Source organism: Dokdonia genika (assembly GCF_042652845.1).
GTDB classification, from domain to species: Bacteria; Bacteroidota; Bacteroidia; order Flavobacteriales; family Flavobacteriaceae; genus Dokdonia; species Dokdonia donghaensis.
Window position 1 is genome coordinate 369,583 of sequence record NZ_JBHSHB010000007.1, and the last position, 14,069, is coordinate 383,651.

Sequence of the window (14,069 nt, forward strand, 5' to 3'; positions counted from 1 at the left end):
ACATCAACTTCAAATTACTCCTATTGCTAAAGTCTTTTAGTTACTAGCACATTCTACATTATAATAGTTTAGAAAGTAGACAAAGTCAAAATCCTTATTCTCAACATTCTTAAATTTTTTCATTGCTTGTGGACAATTATTAAAGAGGCGCATTATGTCATTGCGTTTTTTAGGAAGAATATCAACGATGTCAGATTTCTGTTTGCCATAAAACCATATTTTTTCATTCTTGATAGCTAATGCGTATAGCAGAGAGAAACCAATAGCACCACTTGAAATTTCAATATTTTGACTTGATGAAATTTGAGAATTGTTTAAGGGGTCAAATGGGTTTGTAAAATTGTAACTTTTCTTCGGAGGGATTGGTTTATAGTAATCGTGATCTTGGTCTAACTTCTTGTAAAGAGATACAGATCCTTCAGTTATATGCTGTACTATTTTTGGACCTTTACCCTTACCGTTTAATATTTTGAAAGAAATTGTTGTTATTATTCCCTTATCATTCACTTTTGCGTAGTCAAGTTCTCTTGCTGTGTATTTATGTTTAATACCTGTTTCATTTTCTTGAAACAGTATTTTTGTTGCAAACTTGTCAATTTTTAATTCACCTTTTTTAACCGAACCATCTCTTAGATATACTGTAGCCGCGGTGTATTTTCTTACCTGGGCAGATAGACTTATTGAGAAGAGAATGAGAAATATGATGAAATATTTCATTATAATAATTTATATGTGTGGAGGATAAAGGTAACTATTGCTTTTAAATCTCCCATCCTTTTCGATACTCACGTTTTACCCAAGCATTTGCCTCTTCATAGTTAGTCACGCGCATATTATCTCCATCCCACTTAATGGTGCGACGCCCAGGGTAGTTATATGGGTCCCAGTCCCCAGACTTTTTGCCAGGTTTAAATTCTTTCTTTTGGTATGCTTTTATAGCAAGATTCCCCATTAAAACAGCCTCGGTAAGTGGCCCGCCATAAGAAAATGGTGATGAGGTGCTGCCTCCATTTATACAAGCTTCTACCCACTCACCTGCGTGACCGGTGGTCACTCTTTTTATAGTTTGCGGCACTGCCGCCATATCTTTCATACGCTCGCTAGGTAATAAGCGAGGGTTGCCGCTATAGGTGTCTGTTATCATAATACCATCACTACCATAAAAGATGCTTCCGCCGCCGTCTTTACCTGGTGTTTCACCTTCGCCTAGTTCGCTTGGTAGGTCAGGCATAATACCGCCATCATACCAGTTAAGACCCACATCACCTTGCGTAGGTGACTTAAATTTAAGTCTTACAATAGAACTAGGAGGGCAGGCTTCTGGATAATCTGCCTCTACAAAATCTCCAGACCAAATGGTGGTACAACTTGCCTCTGCTTCATAAGGAAAACCAAGTTCTAGCGCTTTAAATGGAGTTTCCATAATATGGCAACCCATATCACCCATTGCTCCTGTACCAAAATCCCAAAAACCACGCCACTTAAAAGGAAGGTAGTTTTCATTATAAGGTCTGTAACTAGCTGGGCCTAGCCATAAGTCCCAATCTAGGTTTTTTGGGATAGGTTGCCCTTCTGTAATATGCTTAAATCCTTGTGGCCACACGGGTCTGTTTGTCCAGCAATCTACACGAGAGACGGTACCTATAACCCCTGCGTTTATCCATTCTTGTGCGGTTCTTATACCATCGCTTGAGGCACCTTGATTACCCATTTGAGTTACAATGCCTTGCTCTTTTGCCACTTGCGCCATAAGCCTAGCTTCATAAATATTATGAGTAAGAGGCTTCTCTACATAGGCGTGTTTATTTTCACGCATAAAGGGTATGGATATGGTGGCGTGTGTATGATCTGGAGTACCCACCATTATGGCATCTATATCGTTAATATGGTTATCATAGAGTTTTCTAAAATCTCTATACGTCTTTGCTTTAGGGTGCATCTTATAACTGGCTGCACCGCGATTATCATCTACATCACATAGGGCAACAAATTTTACCTTACCATACTGGGTAAGCTCGTTTACAACACCGCCACCACGACCGCCTACACCTATGGCCCCTATGTATAACGTGTCTGATGGAGCAACGTGATTATTACAACCCAAGACAAAGCTCGGGACAATTGTAAAAGCCGCACTTGCTGCAGCAGATTTTTGAAGAAAAGAACGACGTTTCATAGGGTTTATGTTTTATAAGCTCACTAAAGATATTAAAATCATTTTAATAGGTGTAAACTACTTGAATGATTCATTTATAAATGATGTATTAGCATATGACATTGGTTAATAGTGTTTTTGAATTAATTGTTAACTATTTTTTAACGCACGTGATTGTTACATAAAAGACTATTAACAGTCATATTTGCACTTCATCAATTAATCATATACAATGAATCATTTTCGCTTAATTTTTACGCTTTTAGTATCACTACTAAGTTTTTATTCATATTCACAAACAGTTTTTAGAGGAGTGGTTCTTGAAGAAGGATCAAAAAAGCCTATAGTGGCAAAGGTGGGTGTATCTGGTCAAGGTGCCGGTGTTACCTCAGGTACAAATGGTAGATTTCTATACAGAAAATACGACCAAGTCGTTTCTCCAGAAAGTGAACTTGTTATCTCTGCAAAAGGGTATGAGTCCGTAAGTATTTCTGGTGATGATCTTCGTAATTTATATAATATTACGAGTACTATTTATTTAAAGCCTGGTGTTTCTAAAGATGTAAAATCGCTTAACGAAGCAAAGGATGTAGCTGTTTTTTGGGACGTTTCTGCTTCGGCAAAGAGCCAAAATAGTAATAAGGCTATAGATTTTGTTAATTCTTACCTAGCAACACTTTCATCGCCAGTCGTTCGTTTTGTAGCTTTTAATGATAAGGTTGTTTTAGATAAAAAAATCACAGCCGGAGCAGATGGTACTTTCGCTTTAAGCGAAATAATAAAAAATATTAAGTACACTGGAGCGACAGATTACTCGCTTATAGATGGAAGTAATACTGATGTTGCTATTGTAGTGTCTGATGGAGAGCAAAGTTTTGGGAACATTGAGTTACCGCGCACTAGTCGTTTATATACCGTAAATACGGTTGCCATTGCAAATCACGAGAATATGATGGCAGATGCCTCATTTTATAATGGGTCTTACATTCCTCTTTTTTCTACAAATCCAGATAAGGCCATAGCACGTATAAATGCAGGTGGTGTTTTTAAGAAGGCAGATTTTAGTAAAGCACAAGCAACAGTAAAAGGAATTGTGTCTAGTACAAATGGACCTATACAAGGCGCAGCAGTTTCTTTAAGAGGTACGCTTAACGAGTATCTTACTAAAGCAGATGGGACTTTTAATATACCTGCCGTAGAGGGTGATGTGCTTCAAATAAGATATTTAGGAATGTATCCTAAAGATGTGTTGGTCACAAAAGATCCAGTTATACAGGTGGAAATGATACCACAAGCAGATATGCTTGATGAGGTGTTACTTACTGGTAATGCTAAGTCTAAAGAAAAGAAAGTAGACGCAGGAAGCGGAGTTGCAAAAACAAAAGAATCTGTAGGTTATGCCGTAAATACAATTACGGCAGAAAATATAAGACCTAGTGCAACATTTCTAGGTGATGCAATACGTGGTAATTTTGCAGGGGTACAGGTACTTGGACCTCCAGGAAGCGAGAAGTTTTTAATACGTGGTGGTAATATGTCTATTAATAATGAGCTACCTCCTCTATGGGTAATAGACGGAGCACCATTTTCTGGCGTACCGTATTATCTAGATCCTCAAAATATTAAAAGTATTACAATTTTAAAATCTGCCATTGCAACGGTACGTTATGGTACCATAGCAAGTGGAGGAGCTTTTCTAGTAAAAACAAAGGCTGCAAATCCTGATGCTGTAAGAGGTAAGGGTAATGTAGACCAAGCCCTAGTAAAAGGAAATGATTACAGTGAGACACTAGCAGATATGGTGGTTGAAACTTCACCTTATATTACAGCACTTGATAAGGAATCTACCGTAGCTGCAAAGTATAAAAAGTATCAAGCGCTTTCAAAAAACTTTAAGAATTCGGTTTCCTTTTATGCAGATAATGCAGAGTATTTTCAAAAAATAGCACCTGCAAAGGCAGAGCTTATACGTTTACAACTTGCAGAGGTGGCTGGAGAAAATGTAAAGGCACTGCGCATACTTAGTTACTTATATGAAGCCGCTGGCTCTTATAAACGTAATGCACAAGTAAGTGAGCGCATCGTAGCACTAGCACCTAGAGAGGCACAATCATATCGTGATCTGGCACTAGCATACACCTTAAGCGGTGATTATAATAAAGCGCTAGAACTATACATTAATATGCTAGGAGAGCGCATACTAGGGGTAGATTTTTCTGAAATAGAAGGACCCCTAGGTAACGAGTTGAGACACCTTGTCGCACTACATAAAGATAAAATCGAATTTAACAGGCTACCTAACGAGTGGCTCACTAATGATCTTGAAATGGACATCAGGTTAGTCATAAACTGGTCTGAGCAAGATGCTCCATTTATTTTTCAGTTTGTAAACCCTAAGAAGAAATTTTACACGTGGGATCACACCTTATTTGATAATAAAGAGCGATTACTTAAGGAGCGTAAAATGGGATTCCAGTTTGAGGAGTTTGTTATAGATGACGCAAAAGCTGGTGAGTGGATTGTAAACGTACAGTACCTAGGTGAAGAGGCCACCTTTGCCATACCTCCTTACTTAAAGTACACCGTGTATAGAAACTACGGAACTTCAAAAGAGACTAAAGAAGTAAAGGTTGTAAAGCTATTTGAGCAAAAAGACAAGGTGTCTCTGGGTAGAATAAACTTATAAGGTTATATCACATATACCGATATCTTAAAATTGTAAGATATATCTTTCAAAAAAGGCTTGCTTTAAAAAAAGTAAGCCTTTATCGGTTATACCCTATAATGCCGACATTTAAGTATCTTTAATTATCTAAAAACCAAACAGATGATTAAAAAGTACATTTGCTTTATTTTCTTAGTTCTTACATTTTTAAGCACTTCTTATGCGCAATATGGATCTCGCGTTACCGTAAAGGGAAAAATTGTAGATAATAAAACCAAAAGGGCAGTAGAGTTTGCAAACATAGGTTTTGTGGGTGCAGCTATAGGAACTGTATCTGATGTTGATGGTAATTTTAGCCTCAGCTTTGCTCCAGGTTTACTTTTGGCTACAGATAAATTTCAGGTGTCTGTAATAGGTTATGAGCCACAAATATTTTCAAAAAATGATGTGCTTAAGCAGGTAGGAAAAGATTTTTTTATTTCGCTTAAAGCGAAACAATATAGCCTAGATGAGGTCATAGTAGGAGAAACAAAACGAACTAAAAGTACCGTAGGTGATCTAGATTATGACGACCGAATTATAGGGTACTGGAAAGATATAGAAGGGCTAGGAGGAGAGATTACTACTAAAATTAAAATACGTCGTAAAAACACAAAACTTCACAACCTCCAGTTTAAGGTTTTAGAAAATGGGGCAGATAGTCTTCTTGTGCGCGTAAATGTATACGATGTAAACCACTACGGCCTTGTGGGGCAAAATCTCTTATCACAAAGTATAAAACATACCATATCTACAAAACAAGGACTAGTCTCTATACCTCTTGAAGATTATGGAATCTATGTGCACAGTAATATCATTGTGGGGATAGAACTCTTAAAGGTATATGGAAGACAGATAGGTTTCTCACTAGCGGGTAGTATGAGTAAGGGTACTTCTTTTATACGTTATAAAAGCCAAGATCACTTTAAGCCGGTAGAGAATACCTCTATGGCGTTTAGACTTGACGTTTCAAACCCAGCACGTAAAGGGAGTGGTCCAGAAAAAAGGGATATTCCAAGTATGATTACACTCTACTGGGATACATCTACAGTGCATAAAAATAGAAACCTTGAAAGTGAGATAGCACTAGTGAGTGATCTCCTCAAAAAGACAAAAGAAGCTCAGGTAGATGTGGTAAAATTTGCTCAAGGTTATGAAGAGACAAAAACCTTTTATATGCATAAAGGGAAGGCTGCACCTATAATATCATATCTTAAAAACACGACCTACGTGGGATCTGCAAACTTTGAAAACCTCACTAGGCCAGAGTTAAAAGAAAATGCCGCTGTCATTCTAGTTACTCAAGGGCAAACAGTGATTTCTAAAATAACACCTAGCTTTCCCTGTCCTGTATTTGTTGTTTCTAGTAACTATGATGCAAATAAAAAGAGTCTTGAGGATCTTGCATTATTTACAGATGGCGATTTTCTTGATGCCTCACTAGAGGATAAGAAAGATCTAATAAAAAGGTATACGCACTTTATAGAAGACAGACCTGTTCAGGAGTTACCCACTTCTTTTGCTTCGGGTGGGGTAAGTTATCAAGGCAAACAAGGAGAAATAAAACTACAGGGCGCAAAAGTGACATTGCAAAACTCTTTTAGAACCGCAGAGACAGACGTAAATGGGTCATACCGCATAGCTGCAAATCCTGGAGATATATTAGAAATTTCATTCCCTGGTATGGAAAACCAGGCCATAAAAGTAGGAGAAAGAGGCAGGAATAATGTAAAAATGATTGCAACCTATGATGTGCTAGATGAGGTGATTCTGACTTCAAAGAAACAAGAAAAGGTGCTAGTACAAACTACGCAAGGTTTACGCAATGAAGATGCCGTAGGCTACAAAAACAACCTCATAGATGAGAAAGAAATCACAGCAAAATATACAACACTGGGACAAGTATTACGAAGAGAGGCAGGTGTTGAGGTAAGACTAGACGTTTTTACCCGTAAGGAAGTCTACATCTTTCCGAGAACATTTTATAACTCCATCGAAACACCACAACCACCTATTATAGTTATAGATGGGGTTATCTATAATCAAACAGATGCTACAGAGCTCCCACAATTAGATATGCAAAATGTAAAATCTATAAATACAAATTCATCTCTTATTGCAACAACACTTTATGGTAGTATCGCTGCTGGAGGTGTTATAGAGATTAAGACAAAAACAGGTAACACAACCACAAAGGCTGCAAAGAAAAAGGCATCTGCACTAGCAACGGGTAATACCTATACAGAGCAGGTACCAGTTTATGAAAACGCTCGTGCAGTTTCTAATACCTATAAAGCATTACAGCAAGGGTCAAGTCTAGAGGGTAGTAAAGAAGTATATTTTAATCTCCTTAAAAGACGTACTAACCCTGGCATCTCATTTTATATGGATGCTTATAATTACTTTAAAGATCAAGACGCACAGTTTACAGAGCGTATTGTTACCAGTATTATCGCTGTTGCACCAGAAAATAAACAAGCATTGCGTACGGCTACTTTTGCACTTCAAGAGTTAGGACTAGATGATAAAGTAGTGTCTGTAGTAAAGCATATAAAAAGCATAGCACCTCGTGATGTGCAGTCATATCTTGATCTTGCACAAGCATATGATAGTAACGGTGATTATCAAGCTGCTTTTGAAGAGTATAAAACTATTCTAGCAAATCAACTTGATGGAGTCAACTTTGAAAGCATTCAAGAAACAGCCGAAAATGAACTAAGAAGACTTGTAAAAAAGCATAAGTCTAAGGTGTCATTTGCAGATTTGCCACAGTCACTTCTTGATGTGTCTTTTTCAAAAAAGAGACGTCTCGTGTTTGAGTGGTCAGATCCATCTGCTCAGTTTGAAATACAATTTGTAAATCCAGAAGGTAAATTTTTTACTTGGGATCATACAATGTATAAAAATCAAGAAGTAATGGCTTCACAACTCAGGACGGGGACTCTTGTAAAAGAGTTTGAGCTAGATGATCTATCACAAGGCAAATGGATAATTAACCTTAATTACGTGGCAGACTCAGCGATTACTAAGACCACACCTTTCCTTACCTACACCAGCTATGAGGATTATGCGACAGACACAGAAAAGAAAAAAGTAAAAATCATCCCGCTAGCACAAATCACTAGCAAAGTAACTATAGATAATTTCATCATCAATTCATCAAACTATGAGAACTAATGTATACATCATTGCCTGCCTATTGCTGGCAAGCTTATCGCTCAATGCACAAACCATTTTTAGAGGAACCGTGGTCGCCGCGGAGTCAAAAACGCCTATTGAAAATGCAAAAATAGGTATCACAAATCAAGGCGTGGGGGTCACGAGCAATGCTCAAGGAGCATTTTCTTATAAGAAATACCACGAGACCCTGTCAGACACAGACCAGCTCATCGTATCTGCACCAGGTTTTGAAACCATACACTTAAACGCGACAGATGTGAGAGCCTTGCTCAATAGATCTAGCGCTATTGTTCTAGAAAAGGGTTCACCACAAGAAACCTCAGCAATCACACATCTCAAGATATTTTGGGATATCTCTGAGGGTATGCAAGATCGCGACCTCAATAAAGAACTTGCCTTTGTAAAACAATATTTGGCAGCTCTTAATGAGCCTAAGGTTACCCTTGAGGTGTTTAATAAGGATATCATAAGAACGGAGGTTTGGAAAAAGTGGGATGGAGATATGGACCGCTTTCGCGAAAGCGTAACCCAGCAAACCTATAATGCTCCGTCTAATTATAGCATACTCAGTCTAGAAGGTGCAGATGCCGTTTTATTACTCTCAAATGGAGTGCCTAACTATGGTAAACTTAATGCAGATCAAGATATTCCAGTTGTACCATTTACCACAGTACAAACTACCGAAGGCCCGCAATACCTCGCTGCACTGGCTAAGTATACTTCTGGTACTGTAAAAAAAGCAGTTGTTCAAGCACCAGTTGTTGAGAATGTAACCCCAACTGTAAATCGTAAAAACCGCATATATTCTGGTGAGATAACGTCACTTACTCAAAAAATATCTGGAACGATACAAAGCCTAGGGAGACCATTACAAGGAGCAACCATTGTTGTAAAAGGAGATTTAAAAGAATATACTACAGATGCAAATGGTGCTTTTCAAGTAGAAGCAGCAGCTGGAGATATACTACTTGTACAAGCGCTAGGGATGTTTCCTAAGGCAGTAGCGGTACAAGAGCAAAATAATTATGATATAAAAATGCTACCCAGCAGTGATCAACTAGAGGAGGTGGTGCTTACTGCAAGGCGTGAGAAAATTTTTGCAGGTGATAAAATTATAGAAGGTACAAATGAGCCTAATATGCCAGGAGGCATAACGAGCTTAGGAGATTTTTATATTACAGATAAAGACATCACACCAGATGGACAAAGTTTAGAACGTGTATTAAGAAAGAATTTTAAAGGTGTACAGGTTAGCTATACAGAAAAGGGTGAGGTAGTCACCATTTTTGGTAAGAGACCTAATTGGATTGTAAATGGGGTAATGGTGAGACAAGGACAACCTATACCATTATATATTCCAGATAATGAGATTCTCTCTGTAATTATAAAAGATAACCCACTTTCTACAAATATTAAATATGGTGGAGAAGGAGACCGAGGCTTACAAGTACTGGTAACTACAAAGAGTTATAGAAAAGATGCCATTAAAAACACAGCCCTTGTAACCGGTAATGATTATACAGAAGAGGTAGAAGACCGCTCTGTTACTCCGGCACAAGTTACTGGTGTGGTTACAAGTCCCAAAGGGCCATTACAGGGAGCAGAGGTTGTACGTAAGGGTTCACTAGAAATTGCTTACACCAAGGCAGATGGAACCTTTAATCTCGCAGCAAAAAACGGAGATATCCTCATTATCTCAAGCCTAGGGATGTTTACAAAGGAGATTGCGGTTACAGATGAGAAGGAGTATGCTGTAGCGTTGTTACCTAAGAGTGATACACTAGATGAAGTAGTATTATCTACTAAAGTTTCTAAAAGAGATGAACTTTACGCTTTAAAAGATTCGTTGCAGTTAGGCAAAGGATATACGTCTCATTTATTACTAAGAGAAGAATTTGAAAACAAGGGGTATATAGATGTTGTTAGATTAATTGGAGGTAAGACCCCAGGTACATTTGTTACCGGGTTATACCCTAATCAAGTGATTCTAAACACTAGAACAGGAAGTGGAGGGTTTGCTAAGCCTTATGCAGTCGTTGTAGACGGTTCAATAAAAGATCAAGAAATTTTCAATTTCTTAGATCCAAATACTATCGATATGATAGAAGTAATTCCGGGGCTTTCCGCATCTATTAAGTATGGTCCTGAGGCTGTAAATGGTGTTATAGTTATTACAACTCTTAATTCTTTTGGTGCAAGACAACAACCGAAACCTAAATCAGCCCTTGTAACCGGTAATGATTATACAGAAGAGGTAGAAGACCGCTCTGTTACTGCGGTACAAGTGACGGGAGTAATAACCTCAGGAGCAAAACCATTAAAGGGAGCTGCAATCACAAAAAAAGGCACCTTTAACGAGGTATATACAGATATAAATGGCCGTTTTACCATCACCGCAGCTATAGATGATGTCCTTGTAGTGAGTGCACCAGCTATGTTTGCAAAAGAGGTGTTGATAGAAACTCAAGATATGGGTGCTATTACCTTAACTTCAAAAAGCAATGACCTAGATGAGGTCGTGCTTGAAGGGCGAGAGCGCGTAGATAACACGGTAGAGACAGCTTATGGTAAAACCAGTGGTGATAAAATAGGCTATGCCACGGGAGAGATTAGTACAAGAAATTATAGTGCTGGGTACACCAGCCTAGACCAGCTCATAAAGGGTAAGGTAAGTGGCGTGACGGTAAACAGTGGTCTACTCACAGGCCAAGCAACTACTTATAAAATACGTGGCGGCTCACAATCTATTACAAACGAAGTACCTCCTATATGGATTGTAAATGGAACTCCATATCAAGATCCTCCATCATTTTTGGATGTAAACCAGATAGACAATATCTCTGTACTTAAATCTGTGGTCGCAACCTCTCGTTATGGGTCGCTTGCAGCAGGAGGGGCTTTTCTTATAAAAACCAAAGAAGCAAATTTTGAAGCAAAGGCTGCCAAAAATAAACAGAGCGCTCTAGTTTCTGGTAACGAGTATACGGGTGACGTTACTGGTAGTATAGACACCGCATTGCCTTCGTATATTTTACGCTTTCGCGAAAGCGGAACCCCGCAACAACAATTTGCACTTTACAAGAAGTTGTCTCGTACCCAAGAGTCGCCACTGGAGTATTATGTAGATGCCGCACAGTATTTTCAAACCATAGACTCAAAACTTGCAGATGAGGTGCGCTCAGACCTTGCCTACATCGCACGTAATAATACAAAGGCTCTACGCACACTGTCATATCTATATGAACTAGTAAATGATACGGGAAATATCGTGCTTGTAAACGAGCGCATTGCAAAAATTGCTCCTAGTGAGTCTCAGTCTTATCGAGATCTAGCACTGGCTTATCAAAATGATGAGCAGTATGATAAGGCACTTGAGTTGTACATAAATATGCTGGGAGAGCAAATAATGGGTGTAAACTTTAACGGCTTAGAGAAGCCACTGCGCAGTGAGTTGAGCCGTCTAGTTGCATTACATAAAGATAAAATAGACTATAGTAGATTGCCTAATGAGTGGCTACGCACAGATTTTAAGGTAGATATGCGTATGACCATAGATTGGTCTGACAAGTCGGTTCCTTTTGAGTTTCAGTTTGTAAACCCACAAAAGAAGTTCTTTAAGTGGACACACACGCTAGAAGAAAGCAGAGACCGCCTTAAAGCCGAACAAAAGGAAGGTTTTCAGACCGAGGAGTTTATTATAGATGATGCTCCTGCTGGAGAGTGGTTAATTAATGTACAGTATTTGGGCAATGAGGGTGATTATGTATTGCCTCCATTTTTAAAATACACTGTATATCGCAATTATGGGACTCCAAAAGAAACAAAGGAGGTACGTGTTATAAAACTATTTAAGCAGGTGGATAAAGTGACACTTGGTAAAGTGACGATGTAAACCCTAAGTCATAATTTTAAATTGTAAAGCCCTCAAAAGAGGGCTTTTTGTATGCTTATAAGAGCACACCTTTCAATTCTAGAAAATAAGATTTCTATAACAGCTAAGCATTTTAAAATCTAGTATCTTGTTGTTCTTAAAGAAGAACAAATCTTAGGTGTCTACATATCTTGATACCTTATACCAAACAGATTTAATGAAGACAGAAAAAACACTACCAGGTAATACAGCACTCCCATCTACCGCAGCAGATCTTACAAAACTTATCGCTCAGGAAGATGGTGATTTTAAATACAAAGTAGAAGATTACTTTCAGACGCCAGAGGCGTACGCTTTTAAACTCTCTCCAGACGGAAATTATCTCTCGTATATGAAGCGTCGTGAGGACGGTAAACGTGATTTGTTTTTAAAAAATACAACCACTCAAGAGGAGCTATTGCTTGTAGAGCAGCAAGAAGATCTAATACGTAGCTACTTCTGGGCGAGCCCAGATAGAATAGTCTACTCTCAAGATAAGGGCGGTGATGAAAATTACCACCTCTTTGGCGTAAACTTAGATGGTAGTGGTAATGAGGAGCTCACGCCATTTGATAATGTGCGCGTAGGCGTTCTTGCCACGCTCAAAGAAGATGAAGACCACGTAATCGTACAAATGAATAAGGACAACCCTGCCCAAGAAGAGCCTTATAAACTCAACATTAAAACGGGCGCTATAGAGAAGCTGTATACCGTAAAGGAAGGAGATAACCCTGTAGCTGGATACGATTTTGACAAAGATGGAAACCTAAGAGCTATCTCAAAGATTATAAACGGTGTCGATATGGAGCTCTTCTATAATATAGATGGTGAGTTCAAAAAAATAATGGAAGTTCCCTTTGGAGAGTCCTTTGGTATTATTCGGTTTGATTATGCGTCAGATAATCCAGATGCGGCATATGTAATCTCAAATCTCGAGACAGATAAGATAGAAATACAACGTTACGACTTAAAAGCAAATAAGGTGCTCGAGACAATGTATAGAGATGATACGTATGATGTGAGCGGGATTACGCTTTCGCGAAAGCGCAATTACGAGATTGATTACTACTCACATAACGGTGAGAAGGCAGTCATTGTACCTGTAAGTGAAACTTATAAAAAAGTGCAGGCACGATTACAAAAAGATTTTGGCAACAAAGATTTCTATGTAGTAGGAAGAACAGACGATGAGCATAAAATGATGGTCGTAGTAACTAGTGACCGCATTATAGGTGAGTACCATTTATATGATGTAAAAAAGGATACAGTTACCTTGCTTTATAAAATACTCCCACAACTGGAGGAGGAAGATATGGCTGCTATGGAGCCTATTACTTTTACCAGTAGAGATGGTGTGACCCTACACGGGTATCTCACCTTGCCAAATGATATCAAAAAGGGAGAAAAAGTGCCTATGATCGTAAATCCTCACGGTGGGCCTCAGGGTATACGTGATAGTTGGGGTTTTAATGCAGAGGCACAACTTTTTGCTAGTCGTGGCTATGCGACCTTACACGTAAACTTTAGAATTTCTGGAGGGTATGGTAAGGAGTTTTATACCTCTGGTTTTGGCCAGATAGGCCGCAAAGCGATGGATGATGTAGAAGATGGTGTAGATTATGTGGTAAGCCTAGGAGCAATAGATAAAGATAAAGTAGCCATTTATGGCGCAAGCCACGGTGGCTATGCCGTGCTGCGTGGTATGACAAAAACACCAGAAAGATATGCCTGCGGTGTAGACTATGTAGGGGTGAGTAATTTGCACACCTTTATGGGTACGATACCGGCTTACTGGGAGAAGTACCGTGATATGCTACATACCATATGGTATAACCCAAACAAGCCAGAAGAGAAGAAAATAATGGATGAGGTATCTCCTGCACTACACGTAGATAAAATTGTAAAACCTCTTTTTGTGGTACAGGGAGCAAATGACCCTAGGGTTAATATAGATGAGGCAGACCAAATAGTAGCACAGCTACGAGCACGAGGGGTTGAGGTGCCTTATATGGTAAAGTATGATGAAGGCCACGGCTTTGGTAAAGAAGAAAATACCCTAGAGCTGTATAAAGCGATGATGGGCTTCTTTGCAACGCATCTTAAATAAATATTTAGTAAGA

At 38.8% G+C, this 14,069-nt stretch carries 6 protein-coding genes; 4 read left to right on the forward strand and 2 right to left on the reverse strand.

What is annotated here, in order from left to right; translation table 11 throughout:
* Positions 1-36: 36 nt before the first annotated feature.
* On the reverse strand, positions 37-717 hold the full coding sequence (locus tag ACFO5T_RS02630) for a hypothetical protein (protein WP_380031800.1): 681 nt from the start codon (positions 715-717) through the stop codon (positions 37-39).
* Positions 718-760: 43 nt separating this feature from the next.
* Positions 761-2,176: a Gfo/Idh/MocA family protein gene (locus ACFO5T_RS02635; protein WP_380031803.1), complete on the reverse strand. Its 1,416-nt coding sequence runs from the start codon at positions 2,174-2,176 to the stop codon at positions 761-763.
* 211 nt (positions 2,177-2,387) lie between these two features.
* Here ACFO5T_RS02635 and ACFO5T_RS02640 point away from each other — a divergent pair, with 211 nt between their 5' ends.
* The 4 genes from ACFO5T_RS02640 (at position 2,388) to ACFO5T_RS02655 (ending at position 14,056) form a co-directional block, all read left to right on the forward strand.
* Positions 2,388-4,841, forward strand: a complete 2,454-nt coding sequence (locus ACFO5T_RS02640) for a TonB-dependent receptor plug domain-containing protein (RefSeq protein WP_380031805.1) — start codon at positions 2,388-2,390, stop codon at positions 4,839-4,841.
* Between the two features lie 141 nt (positions 4,842-4,982).
* A complete protein-coding gene (locus tag ACFO5T_RS02645; RefSeq protein WP_380031807.1) occupies positions 4,983-8,036 on the forward strand; it encodes a carboxypeptidase-like regulatory domain-containing protein in 3,054 nt (1,017 codons plus the stop codon).
* The gene (locus ACFO5T_RS02650) at positions 8,026-11,931 is read left to right on the forward strand and encodes a carboxypeptidase-like regulatory domain-containing protein (protein ID WP_380031809.1); all 3,906 of its coding nucleotides are present in this window, start codon (positions 8,026-8,028) and stop codon (positions 11,929-11,931) included. The genes ACFO5T_RS02645 and ACFO5T_RS02650 overlap by 11 nt, the downstream gene beginning before the upstream one ends.
* 196 nt (positions 11,932-12,127) lie before the next feature.
* Complete coding sequence (locus ACFO5T_RS02655; RefSeq protein ID WP_380031811.1) at positions 12,128-14,056, forward strand: S9 family peptidase; 1,929 nt, start codon at positions 12,128-12,130, stop codon at positions 14,054-14,056.
* Positions 14,057-14,069 lie beyond the last annotated feature (13 nt).